This is a genomic window from Clostridium sp. MCC344, from assembly GCF_018785365.1.
Classification (GTDB): Bacteria; Bacillota; Clostridia; order Lachnospirales; family Lachnospiraceae; genus Pilosibacter.
The window spans coordinates 35,239-52,283 of sequence record NZ_WQPQ01000056.1; the positions used below are offsets into that span (position 1 = coordinate 35,239).

The following is a 17,045-nucleotide window of genomic DNA, read 5'->3' on the forward strand; positions in this document are numbered from 1 at the left end:
AGGGCAGCCACAGACATCTTAAGTCTAAGCTAAATCTAATTCTAGGAGGAATAACAACTTATGGCAAAGTGGGTTTATAAGTTTGAAGAAGGCAGTGCAGCTATGAGAAATCTTCTCGGCGGCAAAGGTTGTAACCTTGCTGAGATGACAAATCTCGGTATGCCGATTCCGCAGGGATTCACAGTAACAACAGAAGCCTGCACAGATTACTATAACAGCGGAAAGCAGATCACAAAAGAGATCCAGGACCAGATCTTCGAAGCTCTTACATGGCTCGAGGGCGTAAATGGAAAGAAATTCGGTGATACAGAAGATCCGTTGCTCGTATCTGTACGTTCCGGTGCGCGTGCATCCATGCCGGGTATGATGGACACCATCTTAAACCTTGGTTTAAACGATGTAGCGGTTGAGGGCTTCGCAAAGAAGACAGGAAATCCGCGTTTCGCATATGACTCCTACAGAAGATTCATCCAGATGTATTCCGACGTTGTTATGGAAGTTCCGAAGTCCTACTTCGAGAAGATCATCGATGAGATGAAGGAAGCAAAAGGCGTTCACTATGATACAGAGTTAGACGCTAACGATTTAAAGGAACTCGCTGAGAAGTTCAAAGCTGTATACAAAGAGGCTATGAACGGCGAAGAGTTCCCGCAGGATCCGAAGGAACAGTTAATGGGCGCTGTAAAAGCAGTATTCCGTTCCTGGGACAACCCGCGTGCGATCGTTTACCGTCGTATGAATGATATTCCGGGTGACTGGGGTACCGCAGTAAACGTACAGACCATGGTATTCGGTAATAAGGGAAATACCTCCGGTACAGGCGTTGCGTTCACCCGTAACCCATCCACAGGTGCAAAGGGCATCTTCGGTGAGTATCTGATCAATGCACAGGGCGAGGACGTTGTTGCCGGTGTTCGTACACCGCAGCCGATCACTCAGCTTGAGAAAGATCTTCCGGAGTGCTACAAACAGTTCATGGAACTGGCTATGAAGCTTGAGAACCATTTCCACGACATGCAGGATATGGAGTTCACGATCGAGGAAGGCAAGCTCTACTTCTTACAGACACGTAACGGTAAGAGAACTGCTCCGGCTGCAATCCAGATCGCATGCGATTTAGTAGATGAGGGACAGATTACTCCTGAGGAAGCTGTTTGCAGAATCGAAGCAAAATCCCTTGATCAGTTATTACATCCGACCTTCGATCCGGCTGCATTAAAGGCAGGCGAAGTGATCGGACAGGCTCTTCCGGCTTCCCCGGGTGCTGCAGCTGGTAAAGTCTGCTTCACAGCAGATGACGCTAAGGCAGCTGGTATCGGCGGCAAGGGCGAGAGAGTTATCTTAGTTCGTCTTGAAACTTCTCCAGAGGACATTGAGGGCATGCATGCGGCCCAGGGCATCTTAACAGTTCGTGGTGGTATGACGTCTCACGCTGCAGTAGTTGCACGTGGTATGGGTACCTGCTGTGTATCCGGCTGCGGCGAGATCAAGATCGACGAGGAGAAGAAGGAATTCACACTCGGCGGACATACCTTCCACGAGGGAGACTACATCTCCTTAGATGGTACAACAGGTAAGATCTACAACGGCGATATCAAGACTCAGGAAGCATCCGTAGGCGGAAACTTCAAGAGAATCATGGATTGGGCTGACTCCTTCAGAAAACTTGGTGTCCGCACAAACGCTGATACACCGGCTGATACAAAGAACGCTGTAAAACTTGGTGCAGAGGGCATCGGTCTTTGCCGTACTGAGCATATGTTCTTTGATCCGGAGAGAATCCACAACTTAAGAAGAATGATCGTTTCCGATACTGTAGAGGCAAGAGAGGAAGCGTTAAGCAAACTCCTTCCGTACCAGAAGAGCGATTTCAAGGCTATGTACAAGGCACTCGAGGGCAGACCAATGACAGTCCGCTACTTAGATCCGCCGCTGCATGAGTTCACTCCTAAGACAGAGGAAGAGATGGCAGAGCTTGCAAAAGATATGGGCAAGACTGTTGACGAGATCAAGAAGAAATGCGATGAGCTTCATGAGTTCAACCCGATGATGGGTCACCGTGGATGCCGTCTTGCAGTTACCTATCCGGAGCTTGCAAAGATGCAGACACGTGCGATCATGGAAGCAGCGATCGAAGTAAAAGAAGAAGATGGATATGATATCATTCCGGAGATCATGATCCCGCTCGTTGGCGAGAAGAAAGAGCTCAAATTCGTGAAAGATATCGTTGTTGAAGTTGCTGAGCAGGTTAAGAAAGAGAAAGGCTCCGATATGCAGTACCACATCGGTACAATGATCGAGATCCCGCGTGCAGCTCTTACTGCAGGCCAGATCGCTGAGGAAGCTGAGTTCTTCTCCTTCGGTACAAACGACCTGACACAGATGACATTCGGCTTCTCCCGTGATGATGCCGGTAAGTTCCTTGATTCTTACTACAAAGCAAAGATCTACGAGTCTGATCCGTTCGCAAGACTTGACCAGACTGGTGTTGGCCGTCTCGTAGAACTCGCTGTTAAAGAAGGACGCGCAACACGTCCGGAGTTAAAGTGCGGTATCTGTGGCGAGCACGGTGGAGATCCGTCTTCCGTAGAGTTCTGCCACAAGGTTGGCTTAAACTACGTAAGCTGCTCACCGTTCCGTGTACCGATCGCAAGACTTGCTGCTGCACAGGCTGCTCTTCATGAGAAAGGTTACAAATAGGACCTGACTGACGCAGAACGAAAATCTGTATCATTATAAATGAAAAGATAAAATCCCCCGGAAGCGATTCTGGGGGATTTTTGACAAAAGAGTTTTCGGGAGATCCCGGGGAGAATGTTATGAAAATTATCAATATCGGTTCTTTGAACATCGATCGGATTTACGGTGTGGAACATTTTGTCCAGCGGGGGGAGACGATCAAAGTGCATACATATTCTGAGGCCTGCGGAGGTAAGGGATTGAATCAGTCGATCGCCGCTGCGCGTTCCGGAGCGGAGGTACACCATGCAGGTGCTGTGGGATCTGACGGAGGAATGCTTCTGGAAATTCTTAGAATTTCCGGAGTTCATACAGGAAAAACGAAGATTCTTTCAGGAGCAAGCGGTCATGCCGTGATCCAGGTGGACAAAAACGGGCAGAACAATATCATTATCTGCGGGGGAGCAAATGATGCTGTCTCAATGGGCATGATCGACGATGCTCTAAGGGAAATCAGTGAAGGAGATATCGTCCTTCTCCAGAACGAGATCTCCAATGTGGGATATGCCGTGGAGCAGGCGAAGAAAGCCGGGGCAAAGATTGCCCTGAATCCATCACCAATCAATGAGAATCTGAAGACGATCCCGATGGATCTTATCGATTATTTTATTCTCAACGAGATCGAGGGGAAAGAAATTTCCGGTGCAGAGAGTGAAGAGCCGGAAACGATCATGGGAAAATTAAAGGAAAAATATCCGAAAGCAGCTTTTGTCCTGACGTTGGGAGAAAAAGGTTCCTGGTATTTTGATGAAACCCGGTGCTTTAAACAGGAAATCTATAAGGTAAAAGCAGTGGATACGACCGCGGCAGGGGATACGTTCTGTGGATATTTCCTTTCGGGACTCACAAAAGGAAAAGAGATCCCGGAAATCCTAAAAACGGCGAGTGCGGCAAGCGCGATCGCGGTCAGCAGGAGTGGAGCGGCGCCGAGCATCCCTACATATGAAGAAGTGGAGAAATTTATGGCAGAGCGCAGCTAAAAGGGACTTACGGATCTGTCATTGACAGCTGCATTCGGATGTTGGCATCGAAAATATCCGGTATCGTCAGAAAGTTATAAATAGCGGTATCACTGTTTGCAGCAATCAGCTGAAGAGCTATAAAAAATGTCATGAAAGAAAGCATTGAGTAAAAAGCTTCCGTTCATGACATTTTTTGATTTACGTGAACAACGAGCCAAAATCCGCGCCTGCGCGAGACCCTGACGGCTGTCGCGATAATGGGGAATCAGTCTTTTGACATACAGATCGTTCCAGTCCTCTGGAGCTCCAGGATCCCGAAGCTTCTCACAAGCTCGATAAAGTCCGTGATCACATCCGGAGCGGCATGGAACTCAATGACCATGCTCTTCGGGGAGACGTGGACGATCTTTGCACCCATGACGCTGCAGAGCTCGATCAGGGAACTGCGGTTTGCCGCAGAGTAGGAGACCTTGATGAGCATCATCTCGAGAAGGACGCTGCGGTTCTCTTCAAGGCGGCGCACCTTGATCACGTCAAGCTTTTTGTTTAAGTGTTTCTCGATCTGATCGACCGTGCGCTGGTCGCCGGTGGAGACGATCGTCATGCTGGAAATATCGTGGCGTTCGGTCTCACCTACGGCAAGACTGTCGATGTTGAAGCCTCTTCTCGCAAAGAGACCGGATATCTGGGAGAGAACACCGTCTTTATTTTCTACAAGTACAGAAAAAATACCTTTCATCTTGCGTTCTCCTTATTTCGTATTATTGTGGCTGTCGACTTCGCAGACCATGAGGCATGCTTTGTCGCAGGCGAGGAAACGGTCGAGCTCCGCGTCAAGAGTTTCGTTGCTGTCGCAGTGGAAATATTCCATATCGTAGGCAGCGGCGATTTCGGCATATTTCGGATAATCGTAGAGCTGGACACCGAAATAATGTTCCTCGTAAGTCTTTTCCTGATGCTCACGGACGAGACCGAGATAGTGGTTTCTCATGACAAGGATCTTTATCGGGACCTTGTTTACTGCGATGGTTCCAAGCTCGTACATGGACATCTGGAAGGAACCGTCACCGCAGACAACGACGACCTGCTTGTCCGGAGTACACATCTTCGCTCCGATTCCAGCCGGGATCGAGTAGCCCATAGTTCCCATACCGCCGCTCGTGAGGAAACGGCCGTTTTTCATCACATAGTTGTCGGCGGACCAGAGCTGGTTCTGTCCGACATCGGCAACATAGATCGCGTCATCATCCATTTTCTCGGAGAGATGCTGGACTAAGAGCATCGGATTTACGAGCTTGTCACTGAAAACACGGTGGTCAACGGTACTCTTCTTGATATCGTGGAGTGTCTCGATCCACTGTGTCGTGTCGATGGAGATATTCTCCTGCAGGAGGCGGTCGAAAATATTCTTGATATCGCCGACCAGTGGGATCGTCGGTCCAAGGTTTTTGCCGATCTCAGCGGTATCGATATCGATGTGGATGATGTTGACCTGCTGTTCCAGGTTTTCCGGCTTCGGAACGGCGCGGTCTGCGATCCTTGCGCCCGCGATGATCAGAAGGTCACTGTTTGCGACCGCGCGGTTTGCGTAAGGTTTTCCGTTGTTTCCGAGCATACCGAAGTAGAGCGGGTGGTTCTTCGGCATGACACCGATTCCCATCATCGTTGTGACAAGCGGGATATTGTTTTTCTCGCAGAACTGGCGGACACATTCCTCACCATTTCCGAGGATCACGCCGCCGCCGGCACAGATCAACGGCTTTTTCGCCTTGTTGATCGCTGCGACTACTTTATGCATCTGCGGGTTGTTTCCCTTTGTGCTCGGCTTGTATCCGCGGATATTGACCTCGGACGTATAGTCGAAGGATTTCTTTAAGAGGTCCATCTGGACATCACACGGGATGTCGATGAGGACCGGACCTTTTCTTCCTGTGGAAGCGATATAGAAAGCCTCCTTGAAGATACGCGGAATATCATCGGCGCTTTTTACAAGGTAGCTGTATTTTACAAAGGATTCTGTGGAGCCGCGCATATCGGCTTCCTGGAACACATCACGGCCTAAAAGGTTCGAATTTACCTGACCGGTGATCGCGATCAGCGGAATACTGTCGGCGTAGGCAGTCGCGAGAGCTGTGATCAGGTTTGTCGCACCTGGACCGGAAGAAGTTACACAGACAGCAGCCTTTCTGGAGATACGTGCGTAGCCGCTTGCGGCGTGTCCGGCAGCCTGTTCCTGGCGGACGAGAACGTGCTCGATCGTACCGGCATTATATAAGGCCTCATAAAAAGGAGAAATCGCAACTCCCGGATATCCGAAGATCCTGGTGATCCCCTCTTCCTCGAGGCATTTTACCATAGCTTCTGCACCATTCATAAACTTAATATACCCCCTCAAGTAAGCGTTTAAAAGATGTCTGGGGGCAAAAAAATGATGATTTTGCCCTTTAAAATCTTTGAAGATAGTTAATAAGAATTATATCGCATACTGAGAGGGGATGTCAATGTGAAAGGGCGGGAGAAAGGGCATTTTGCAGGATTTTATGGGGAAACCTGCGAACTTGAAGCGAAAAGGAAAGTATGTTATGATTGACTGGTAAAGTTTGGAAAATACGATAAAATGAAATAAAAAATCTGACAAAACGGGAGTTTAGACAAGTGTCAAACTCCCGACGAAAGTGGTTTCAAGATTCAAAGAATATTTTCTCATGTCATTTCTTTCCGCCCTCATTTTGCCACTTTTCCATAAGAGAAGCGTAAGACTCGTCAAGTTGCATTTCGTTCGGAGATAAGCTATAATGGAATGAGTGCTAAATTTAAGTGAGGTGGATCGCTATGAAAAAATCGATCAAGACAGCTATCTTCGCATGCATCTTTGCGGCAGCATTCCAGATCACGGCGTTTGCCGGATTTACCTGGAGAGTTGAGAGCGCGGACAGTTCCTATGTGGGGACGACGAATGTGACTGTGACAAATACATCGGGAAAGAAAGAGACGGAGGATGCGCCGATCGTGAAGAGAGGAACCGTCGTGACGTTTACGGAGGCGGCAGCGAGTGCGACTTATACGGTAAGGGCATATGATGGGATGGGAAATCCGATCCGGGATTTCAGCGCGTCTCTCGGAACGGTAAAGAAAGGCGGTACTCTCCAGTATACACTGGACTGGAACGCGAGAAAGTCGGAAGGAAAGTCCTCCTACACAGGACAGGCCGGTGCCTTTGAAATCCAGGCGAAGGATTCCGACGGAAAGACATGGAGACAGAGATTTGTGATCAATAATGTCTGCGCGTCAGGTGTGCTCTCCAATATGTACCTCTACAGCAAAGGTGCTCTCTACCAGTGGAAGAGCAATTCCAAAGGCTGGTGGGTGGACAAAAAGTCCGGCGGCTACCTCACAAATGCCTGGTTCCAGTCGCCGGTGAGCGGACTCTGGTACTATATGGGCTCTGACGGATATATGCTGACGAATACGACAACTCCGGATGGATATAAGGTCAATGCAAGTGGTGTGTGGGTGAAATAGTACTGCACTATAAAGATTCTGGAAAAGTCATGGCAGGAAAAGCCCTGTGTTCAGATATTCTACGGATCTGAAATGCGAAATATCGGTAAAATGTCGCCATAGTGTGTGTGTAAAAAATTGCATGTCATAAATGATAATTTACTTAAATGAGAAAAGTTCTCAATAAGAATCTTCCATTTTCTGCAAAAAGGTGTATGATAAAAATAGTTAGCAGCACCTAACAAACGGCTCGCGATCCACCCGGATCACATGAAAAACTTCCGATGGGAACGGCCGCTTTTAACGCAACTCCTGCGGGAGGGAAATGGAGCAGATCATGGGAAGATTTTATCAGCTTTCAAAGAAGATTTCGGAGCAGGAGGCATCGGAGATCATGCGGGAAGTCCTGGAACTTCCGGATATCCGGGATGCCGAGATCATTGATGACCGCAGCCGGGTCAGAGTTGAGACGAAGGACAATGTGTTTATCGATGTGATGAGTACGGTTGTAAATATTTTCCGCCGCGTGGCAGGCGGATGCGAGCTGTCCTTTGCGGGATTCGCTTATAAGGACTGAGGAGCAATAAAAAGAAAAGTGTGCGGGAAATCGCACGCGGCAATAAAAAGCGCAGGATCATGGACTTATTGGAGTCTGTGATCGCTGCGCTTTTTTGTTGAATTGCATTTCAGACATTTTTAAGGACGTTCATAATGAAAATGGAACTTTCGAGAGGAGTTTTACATTACTCAATTCTTCGCTTCAGAAGAATATTTCTTAATATGTTCCTTGATCGCCGCAAAGCTCTCAGCACTGATATCGTGCTCGATGCGGCACGCGTCCTCGAGAGCTGTCTTTTCACTGACTCCGAGGTCCATCAGCCATTTGGAGAGGGCCGTGTGGCGCTCATAGATCGTCTCGGCGATCCGGCGGCCTTCGTCGGTCAGTGTAATGTGTCCCTCGTCATTTACCAGGATCAGATTGTTGACCCGGAGATTTTTCATTGCGACACTGACGCTTGGTTTCGAGAAGCCGAGCTCGGTCGCGATATCGATAGAACGCACATACGGCTGTTTTTCACTTAACATTAAAATTGTCTCAAGATAGTTTTCAGCGGATTCCTGGATTTTCAAATAATTACCCCCATATATTGGAACATCATGCAGCTTTGTGCCGGAAATCTCCGGATTAAACAGAGCTGCGTCTGCAGGTGTCAGTCAGTTAAACGAAGTTTACAGGATTCTTTATCTTCCTGTTCATGTCTTATCACAGTCAGCATAACGTGTGTGCAAGGTTGCCTTTTCACGGGCATGGAGTGCCCGTGTACTGTAACGAGTGCAGACCTGTTGAACAGTTATAATTCGTCCTTCTACTATAACACAAGATATGGACTGAGTCAAAGTTAATTCCACTTGTTTTTGAAAATCTATAAAGATTTTTGAACCGAAAAGTCCGGATCGGCAGCATGAGTGATCGGGCTGTTCGCTGCCATTTCGCGTGGCGGGATAAATGCGATAGGACCATACGATTAGCTAAAACTAACTAATGAGAAAAACTCTCAATAGCAGATATTGACATTAAAGTTAGCTTATGCTAACCTTATATCATCAGTTAGACGGAGCTAACCTTTAAGCAAAGGAGGAATATTACATGAGCGTTGTTATTATCGGCGGACATGACCGCATGGTCAGACAGTATAAAGAAATTTGTGAAAATCATAAATATAAAGCGAAAGTTTTTACCCAGATGAAGACAGGACTCGATAAGCTGATCGGAAGACCGGATCTTCTGATCCTGTTTACAAATACGGTATCCCACAAGATGGTACGCTGCGTACTGGACGAGGTGGATGAGGACCGTACCGATATCGTCCGCTGTCATACGAGCAGCGGAACAGCACTGGCTGAAATCCTCGAAAAGCATAGCGCGTGATGTTCAGAAAGGCGGTATACGCATGAGCGAAGAGATCTTCGGGGCAGTACAGAAGCTCCCGGTGAACGGAACGAAGAAGCAGGTTGTTTTGCAGTGCGCGCCGCTTCTCACAGGGATCAAATTATCAAATCTCCTGAATGTGCGCTCAGATCAGAAAGAGGAAGTGCTCCGGATCTTTGAAGGATCACCGGTCTGCTGCAGAGTGCTCTACGAATTTCAGGGAAGATTGTCCATCCTTTTATATCGTCCGGGAATGCTTGCGGCATACCTGGAGCGCGAAGATGTAAAAAAACTGATGACATCTTTCGGGTATGAAAATCCGGATCTGGAAGAAACTTTGAACAGGATCGCGGATGCTTATCAGGATCATATGAACGGAAAGCGCGGATTTCCGCATGAGATCGGACTTGTCCTCGGCTATCCGCCGGTGGATGTGGAAGGATTTATCGAAAAAGAAGGCAGAGATTTTCTATACTCCGGATACTGGAAAGTATATGGAAATCTGGAAGATACATTAAAAACATTTGAAGCTTACGATCAGGCGAGAGATTATGTGATCGGCATGACTGGAAACGGGAATGAAATCAGGGATATCCTGGCGGCATCTTAAATACCGCCGGTTCCAATTATAAAAGCGGCGGACGGCGAGGTCCGGGTTACCGCAAAACAAATTTCAGGAGGAAATCAAAAATGGATAAGGTTATTGTTGCATACTGGTCCCAGACAGGAAATACAGCTGCTATGGCTGCAGCAGTCGGCGAAGGAATCACAGAGGCAGGAAAAGAGGCTGTTGTCACAGATATCTCTTCCGTTTCCATGGATGACTTAAAGGAAGCTTCCGCTTTCGCACTCGGATGCCCGGCAATGGGAGCTGAGGTTCTTGAGGAAGGCGAGATGGAGCCGTTCGTAACAGAAGTTGAGGCTTTCGCAGCTGGCAAGAAGATTGGTCTGTTCGGTTCCTATGGCTGGGGAGACGGCCAGTGGATGAGAGACTGGGAAGACAGAATGAAAGCTGCAGGCGCAACTGTTGTCGGTGGTGAGGGCGTGATCTGCCAGGAAACACCGGATGACGATGCACTTGCAAACTGCAAGGCACTTGGAAAAGAGCTCGCTGCATTAGCATAAGAGAGCAACTGCAAAGAAGTGTGCCGGGAAATATTTTAATAGGAAGATAAAAAGACACAGCCGGGAGAGGATGCAGTCCCGGCTGTGTCTTTTTTTGTTTCCATGCATTTGGCATGAAGATCAGAAAAACGTCCGTATAAAATTGCCCTTGCAGAACCGGTACTGCCTTGTCGGACGGCCTTTTCCCTCCTGCTTCTGCGACTCGATCTCTTCTATTAAATTGGAGTCGAGAAGCTGCTGAAGGATCCGGTTGCAGCTGCGGCTTGTGATATTGAGCCACTGGGAGAGGGAGGCGGCTGTCATGACCGTGTCTTTATCCATCTGGAAGAGACCGACGATCTTTAAGAGATTACTCTCATTGATCCCATTCTTCTGGGAGTAATCAAGCGCTTTCGTGTTGGAATAACTGTAGTTTAAGGATCTGGTGAGGGAGAGCGGTCCTGTGAGAGCGTTGTCCTCGCCGGAGATGACGAAACCATCGTTCTTTCCGTATTTGACTGCTTCCTGCAGTGCGAGATCTGCCTGGTAATGGCTTTCACCCAATGATTTTCCGAATCCGGCACCGAGACGGAATTCGAGGTCGCCCTTCTGGTCCAGGAAAGCGATGAGATCCTGGATCCTGCTGAAACTGCTTTTATAGAGATCACTGTCGAGAGCGAGTTCGAACCGGTTAGAGACGGCGTGAATGGCGAAATCGTAATTGTATTCCTTCCGGAAATCCAGGAGATATTTGTGGAGCGTGATCTCCAGATATTCCCGGTCCTGGGAAGAAATATTATCCGGATAGACAAGCTTTATGAGGATCACGAGCTTGTTGCGCTGGCTTTTCTGCTTTAAGCGGATGGAGTTTACCGCGTGGCGGATCGAGTCGCGGACCATCTCCTCGGTCGGAAGAAAGTGGATGTACGGGATCTGGAGCTTATTGAGGACCTCCAGCTGATTGGTCGTTCTCGTAAACATCATATCGATCTTTTTATCTTTCCACAGCTCTACGGCGCGTTCCTTTAATGTCTCATAATTATAGACGGGATTTTCAAAGCAGTAGGGCATGTGCTCCGGATCCAGGTATTTTTTCAGATTCATGAAATCATTGACCGGAGTCAGAAAATCGATATAAAGTCTGTTCAGCGGAACATCCGGGTAATGGATCACGAAATTTAAAAGAATGGACAGGAGCGTCTTCTCCGTATAAGAAATAAAGGTGCAGGGGACTTTCAGGTCGTCCACATGCGTCAGAATATAGGAATATCCGAGCTCACCGGAGAAGAAGAGGACATCCGAGATGTCTTTACACTGGTCATATATGTCCTTAATTTCCTCCAGACTCTCGTAGACATACTTGTGAAATACGCATCCGAAATCGTTGTGTTCGATCGCTTTATCGATGACAGCCATTGATTTTAAAGGACTTATGATGCTGATACTGATCATGGCCGAACCTCCTTTTATATATGAAAAAATGATATAAAGACATGCTATTAACGACAGCTATGTCGATAAATCGGCTTTTGTAAGAATCGTACCACAGATTGTTGACAAAGTCAAAAGGGTATGTTAGAATAAAGACAAATAAAGGACGTAAGCAAAATGAGTCTTAAATAAATCAAGGGATTCGAAAGATCCGTATTGAGGGAAATACAGAAACTTTCGGATCGCGTGATGCAACGAGAAATCCTGTATACATAGTGAAAACAACGTATTATATATGGTATTTAAACTGTATATACAAAAGATACAAAAGTTTTCTCGGAAATCCAATTAAGGACTTGGTTGAGACTCACGAGCAAAGGAAAGTCTTTTATTAGTGCAAAATGGCACAGGGGTTTAAGAACCAACATTTAAGGAGGTATTTGCGAGATGAGCAAGTATGTTGAGAGGGTAATTGAGGACGTAAAAACTAAATACGCTAACGAGCCGGAGTTCTGCCAGACTGTAGAAGAAGTATTATCTTCCTTAGGTCCGGTTGTAGATGCACATCCGGAGTATGAGAAGGTTGCCCTTCTTGAGAGAATGGTAATCCCGGAGAGAGTTATCGAGTTCCGTGTTCCGTGGGAGGATGACAACGGAAACATTCATGTAAATACAGGTTACCGTGTACAGTTCAACGGAGCAATTGGACCGTACAAGGGAGGTTTAAGATTCGCACCGAGCGTAAACCTTTCCATCATGAAATTCTTAGGTTTCGAGCAGACATTCAAAGACAGCTTAACAACACTTCCGATCGGCGGCGCTAAGGGTGGTTCCGACTTCGATCCGAACGGCAAGAGCGATAGAGAAGTTATGAGATTCTGCCAGGCATTCATGACAGAGTTATATCGTCACATCGGTCCGGATGTCGATGTTCCGGCTGGTGACCTTGGTGTTGGCGGACGTGAGATCGGTTATCTGTTCGGTCAGTACAGAAAACTCAGAGGAGCTTATGAGAACGGCGTATTAACAGGTAAGGCTCGTTCCTTCGGTGGTTCCTTAATTCGTCCGGAAGCTACAGGTTTCGGCGCTGTTTACTACCTTGAGTCTGTTATGAAACATGAGCATGACACATTAGAGGGTAAGACAGTTGCAGTTGCTGGTTTCGGTAACGTAGCTTGGGGCGTTGTACAGAAATTATCTGAGTTAGGTGCTAAGCCTGTTACACTTTCTGGCCCGGATGGATACATTTACGATCCGGACGGAATTACAACAAAAGAGAAATTCGACTTCATGCTTGAGATGAGAGCTTCTGGACGTAACAAAGTTCAGGACTACGCTGATAAGTTCGGCTGCAAGTTCGTAGCTGGAGACAAGCCGTGGGGCGAGAAAGTTGATATCATCATGCCGTGTGCTACACAGAACGATGTAGACCTTACACAGGCTAAGAGAATCGTTGCTAACAACATCAAGTACTACATCGAAGTTGCTAACATGCCGACAACAAACGAAGCTCTTAGATTCTTAATGGATCAGAAGAACATGGTTGTTGCTCCGTCTAAGGCTGTTAACGCTGGTGGTGTTCTTGTATCCGCTCTCGAGATGAGCCAGAACAGCGAGAGAATCTCCTGGACAGCTAAGGAAGTTGATGATAAGCTTCATCAGATCATGACAGAGATCCATGATGGTTCTGCTGAGTGCGCTGAGAAGTACGGCCTTGGTTACAACCTGGTTGCAGGTGCTAACATGGTTGGTTTCCAGAAGGTTGCAGATGCTATGATGGCTCAGGGTATCGCTTGGTAGTTTGAAGCGAACCTCGGATATCGAAGCCCGCGGTTTCTAAAAACTGCATAAGGGCACTAGGTACTGAATATAGGGGATGCTGTCGGGGAGTGTGCCCGACGGCATCCCTTTTCTGATTTATTGGAAAATGGATCAGAATTACTGCTGATGAGAGAATTTACTGTTTGTTTTTGCAGAAAAATGAAATATATGGGAATGTTTGGTGCAGATTCCGGATATTTGTCTGTGAGAGAAAAACAGTAAAGCAGAAGCAGGGAAAAAGAACATTTTATTCACAAAATGCTCAATGGGAATAAAATATTCTTTATTAAGAAAATAAATCAAATTCGCGAAAATACTTTACAAAATAATGTACTTCAAGTAAAATAGATGAGTACGGGGTATGAACCTCCATGTGGTTGATGGAGGAAAGGAACATTGTCCTGAAAGGAGAGTTTTTTATTATGAATTGTCTTATTATCGACAAAGTATGGGGTGGAATCGCTGAGGAACTCAGCAAAGTTATGAATGTTAAGACAGCTGCTAATCTTCCGTGCAGCAAAGAGGAGCTTATTGCAGAGATCGGTGATGTTGATGTCCTGATCATGCGTGTAGACCCGAAGATCGACAAAGAGATCATCGATGCTGCAAAGAACTTAAAGGTTATCGGTGTTTGCTCTGTTGGTTTAAACCACATCGATATGGATTACGCAAAATCCAAAGGAATCCAGGTATTCAACGCACCGGGCTTAAATGCAAACGCAGTTGCTGAGCTGACATTCTCCAAGATGTTAGATATCTCCCGTGGAACATTCGTAGCAAACTACGATGTAAAAGTAAAACACGAGTGGGATAAATATAAATTCGAAGGCCGCGAGCTGAGAGGCAAGACTCTTGGTATCATGGGCTTTGGCCGTATCGGTCAGCGTGTAGGTGAGCTTGGCCGTGCATTCAAGATGAACATCGTTGCTTACGATCCGTTCCTTCCGGACGACGTATTTAAGCAGCAGTGCGCAACAAAGGCTTCTATCGACGAGCTGATCAAGGTTGCTGATTTCATCTCTATCCATGTACCGCTGACACCGGAGACAAAGAATCTCTTCAATAAGAAATCCATCGCTGAGATGAAAGACGGCGCTGTTGTTCTTAACATGAGCCGTGGCGGTATCGTAAACGAGGCTGATATGTATGAAGCTCTGAAAGAGGGCAGAATCGGCGGCTACGCAGCAGACGTTATGGAGAACGAACTTGCAGGCAGCGGCTTAACAGGTAACGATACATTCGCAAGCCCGCTGTTCGAGTGCGATAACTTCATCGTATCCCCGCACATCGGTGCTCAGTCTGTAGATGCTTCTAAGGACATCGGTGTTCATATCGTTGCTAAAGTTAAAGAGGCTCTTGGTTTATAATTCAGAGAACTCAGAAGAACCCGGAGACGGACTGTCGCCGGGTTCTTTTCATTAAGACTTCAAAAATAAGGAGGACATAAAAATGGGCACAATTACGGAGTCAGCAAAGGCTTTCATGCCGAAATTATCTGAAATCAGAAGAGATTTTCACATGCACCCGGAGGTTTCCCAGCATGAGGAAAGAACCGGAAAGAAGGTTGCAGAGTATCTGAAGGAGATGGGATGCGACGAAGTATATGAAAATGTCGGCGGATACGGTGTAGTCGGAGTTATCAAGGGAAAGAAACCGGGTAAAGTCGTTGCTCTCCGTGCGGATATGGACGCATTACAGATCCAGGAGATGAATGAGGTTCCTTATAAGTCCCAGAATGACGGTGTTATGCATGCCTGCGGACATGACAACCACATGACGGGTCTTCTTGGTGCTGCAATGCTTCTCTGTGAGAGAAGAGAAGAGATCGCCGGAACGGTGAAACTGATCTTCCAGCCTGCGGAGGAGATGTCTCCGGTTGGCGGATCCAGAGGAATGCTCCATTCCGGATATATGGACGATGTGGAAGCTGTATTCGGTCTTCATGTATGGCCGGATCTTCCGCACGGCAAGATCGGGGTGAAGGCAGGCCCGTTAATGGCTGCAACAGACCACTTTACGATCAATATCCATGGTAAGACTGCCCATGGCGCAAAACCGAATCAGGGTATTGACGCTGTTGTTCTCGGTTCCCAGTTCGTTATGGCCGCACAGACCATCGTCAGCAGAAAAGTTGATCCGCTTGACAATGCTGTTGTGACATTCGGTATTTTTAACGCAGGAACAAGATACAACATTATCGCAGGTGACTGTACACTGGATGGAACCGTTCGTACATTAAATGAGGACACCCGCGCGATGATCGAGGATTCTATGAGAAAAACTCTCGATGGTCTCTGCTTACAGTCCGGTGCAACTGCTGATATCAACTATGGCCACGGCTATCCGGCACTTGTAAATCATGAGGAGGACGCTGAGCTGATCCGCAATACAGCAATCAAGCTCTTCGGCAAAGATGATGTTGTGGATGTAAAACTCCCGGCTATGCCGGCGGAGGACTTCTCCTTCTATCTGAAAGAGAAGAAAGGCGCGTTTGTATGGCTCGGCACCGCTAAACAGGATCAGGATCCGGTATGGCCGTTACATAACAGCCGTTTTGATGTGGACGAGGATATCCTCTGGAGAGGTTCTTCTCTGTTAGCGCAGACTGCGATTGATTATTTAAATAAATAATAAGTGATTTCAGGGCGGCGGTTGGAGTGAAACTCTGGCAGGCTGCCCTGTTTTGACTATGTGGTCAGCAGTTGAAAATACATGGTGAAACCACGATAACGAAAGGGGTCTGTTTGGAGGATTCCTTACAGTAGGAGGAAACGATATGACAGCAGGAAACGCGATCCTCATCGTTGCGATCGTGACTGGGCTGGGTCTGATCGGAGCTCTCTTTTTTGTGATGTTTAAGATCCGGCAGATTTCGCGGGAATTTTTCGGAACCTCGAATCTGATCGAAGGGCTGAAACGTCAGGAAGCGCTGGAGGACGATACACCGAAGTCGGTGTCCGGAATGACGAGGGTGGAACTTCCGCGGATTGAGAAGGATTTCCCGGAATTCCACTGGCCGGAGTGGAAACAGAGGTGTGAGAATCAGTTAAAGGGCTTTCTGGAGGCACTGGAACACCGGGATCTCTCTTACCTCGGAAAGGTGTCCGTGTCCTTAAAGGATCAGGTGCGGCTGAAGATCGAGGAGATGGAGGAGAAAGAGATCCGGGAAGAATTTGACGCGATCCATGTCCATCAGACGGAGATCTCCAGATATGACAAAAACCCGGGAAAGTGCAGGATCAGGATCCAGTCCTCTGTGGAGTATCTGCATACATTAAGGACGCCGGATAAAAAGAAAAATGTGGAGCGGGAAAAAGAGCAGCACCGCTTTAATATGGAACTCGTCTATATCCAGGATATCACGAAGATCAGGGACGGAGAGACTGCGATCGGCGTCAGCTGTCCGCATTGCGGGGCTCCGATCGCGGGACTTGGAGACCGTGTCTGCCCGTACTGTGGAGGCGCTGTTGAGCCGGTGAATGTGAGAGTGTGGGAGCTGCACCGGATCGAAGAGGTGTGAAAAAAGAGACAGTCGCCAAGGTATCGCGCAAGCGTGG

At 47.5% G+C, this 17,045-nt stretch carries 15 protein-coding genes; 11 read left to right on the forward strand and 4 right to left on the reverse strand.

Annotation, left to right across the window (positions count from 1 at the left end; all coding sequences use genetic code 11):
* Positions 1 to 60: 60 nt before the first annotated feature.
* Together ppdK and GPK90_RS12220 are read left to right on the forward strand one after the other, a co-directional pair.
* Entirely contained in the window at positions 61 to 2,700 is a 2,640-nt protein-coding gene (ppdK, locus tag GPK90_RS12215; RefSeq protein ID WP_142410901.1) for a pyruvate, phosphate dikinase, read from the forward strand.
* A 119-nt stretch (positions 2,701 to 2,819) separates the two neighbouring features.
* Positions 2,820 to 3,719: a ribokinase gene (locus GPK90_RS12220; protein ID WP_215703115.1), complete on the forward strand. Its 900-nt coding sequence runs from the start codon at positions 2,820 to 2,822 to the stop codon at positions 3,717 to 3,719.
* A gap of 247 nt (positions 3,720 to 3,966) precedes the next feature.
* On the opposite strand, the gene ilvN is transcribed toward GPK90_RS12220, so the two are convergent.
* Positions 3,967 to 4,440: an acetolactate synthase small subunit gene (ilvN, locus tag GPK90_RS12225; RefSeq protein ID WP_118727895.1), complete on the reverse strand. Its 474-nt coding sequence runs from the start codon at positions 4,438 to 4,440 to the stop codon at positions 3,967 to 3,969.
* 12 nt (positions 4,441 to 4,452) lie between these two features.
* Positions 4,453 to 6,075, reverse strand: a complete 1,623-nt coding sequence (gene ilvB, locus GPK90_RS12230) for a biosynthetic-type acetolactate synthase large subunit (RefSeq protein WP_118529342.1) — start codon at positions 6,073 to 6,075, stop codon at positions 4,453 to 4,455.
* A gap of 458 nt (positions 6,076 to 6,533) precedes the next feature.
* Here ilvB and GPK90_RS19435 point away from each other — a divergent pair, with 458 nt between their 5' ends.
* The gene (locus GPK90_RS19435) at positions 6,534 to 7,223 is read left to right on the forward strand and encodes a hypothetical protein (RefSeq protein WP_215703116.1); all 690 of its coding nucleotides are present in this window, start codon (positions 6,534 to 6,536) and stop codon (positions 7,221 to 7,223) included.
* Positions 7,224 to 7,539: 316 nt separating this feature from the next.
* Entirely contained in the window at positions 7,540 to 7,779 is a 240-nt protein-coding gene (locus GPK90_RS12240; RefSeq protein WP_118529593.1) for a hypothetical protein, read from the forward strand.
* 170 nt (positions 7,780 to 7,949) lie between these two features.
* On the opposite strand, the gene GPK90_RS12245 is transcribed toward GPK90_RS12240, so the two are convergent.
* Positions 7,950 to 8,333 (reverse strand): metal-dependent transcriptional regulator, encoded by a 384-nt coding sequence (locus GPK90_RS12245; RefSeq protein ID WP_118298823.1) that lies wholly within the window; start codon positions 8,331 to 8,333, stop codon positions 7,950 to 7,952.
* A 517-nt stretch (positions 8,334 to 8,850) separates the two neighbouring features.
* On the opposite strand from GPK90_RS12245, the gene GPK90_RS12250 reads away from it, so the two are divergent.
* The 3 genes from GPK90_RS12250 to GPK90_RS12260 all read left to right on the forward strand — a co-directional run bounded on the left by GPK90_RS12250 (position 8,851) and on the right by GPK90_RS12260 (position 10,257).
* On the forward strand, positions 8,851 to 9,132 hold the full coding sequence (locus GPK90_RS12250; RefSeq protein WP_118298822.1) for a DUF2325 domain-containing protein: 282 nt from the start codon (positions 8,851 to 8,853) through the stop codon (positions 9,130 to 9,132).
* 22 nt (positions 9,133 to 9,154) lie between these two features.
* On the forward strand, positions 9,155 to 9,742 hold the full coding sequence (locus GPK90_RS12255; RefSeq protein ID WP_182426708.1) for a DUF3793 family protein: 588 nt from the start codon (positions 9,155 to 9,157) through the stop codon (positions 9,740 to 9,742).
* 80 nt (positions 9,743 to 9,822) lie between these two features.
* On the forward strand, positions 9,823 to 10,257 hold the full coding sequence (locus GPK90_RS12260) for a flavodoxin (RefSeq protein WP_118298820.1): 435 nt from the start codon (positions 9,823 to 9,825) through the stop codon (positions 10,255 to 10,257).
* A 120-nt stretch (positions 10,258 to 10,377) separates the two neighbouring features.
* On the opposite strand, the gene GPK90_RS12265 is transcribed toward GPK90_RS12260, so the two are convergent.
* Positions 10,378 to 11,688, reverse strand: coding sequence for a hypothetical protein (locus tag GPK90_RS12265; RefSeq protein ID WP_215703117.1), 1,311 nt, complete (start codon positions 11,686 to 11,688; stop codon positions 10,378 to 10,380).
* Between the two features lie 426 nt (positions 11,689 to 12,114).
* On the opposite strand from GPK90_RS12265, the gene gdhA reads away from it, so the two are divergent.
* The 4 genes from gdhA to GPK90_RS12285 all read left to right on the forward strand — a co-directional run bounded on the left by gdhA (position 12,115) and on the right by GPK90_RS12285 (position 17,008).
* The gene (gene gdhA, locus GPK90_RS12270) at positions 12,115 to 13,467 is read left to right on the forward strand and encodes an NADP-specific glutamate dehydrogenase (protein ID WP_015555083.1); all 1,353 of its coding nucleotides are present in this window, start codon (positions 12,115 to 12,117) and stop codon (positions 13,465 to 13,467) included.
* A gap of 443 nt (positions 13,468 to 13,910) precedes the next feature.
* Entirely contained in the window at positions 13,911 to 14,855 is a 945-nt protein-coding gene (locus GPK90_RS12275) for a D-2-hydroxyacid dehydrogenase (protein ID WP_118529347.1), read from the forward strand.
* A gap of 82 nt (positions 14,856 to 14,937) precedes the next feature.
* Positions 14,938 to 16,119, forward strand: a complete 1,182-nt coding sequence (locus GPK90_RS12280; protein WP_117512827.1) for a M20 metallopeptidase family protein — start codon at positions 14,938 to 14,940, stop codon at positions 16,117 to 16,119.
* 145 nt (positions 16,120 to 16,264) lie between these two features.
* Positions 16,265 to 17,008, forward strand: coding sequence for a zinc ribbon domain-containing protein (locus tag GPK90_RS12285; RefSeq protein ID WP_215703118.1), 744 nt, complete (start codon positions 16,265 to 16,267; stop codon positions 17,006 to 17,008).
* Positions 17,009 to 17,045: the final 37 nt, after the last annotated feature.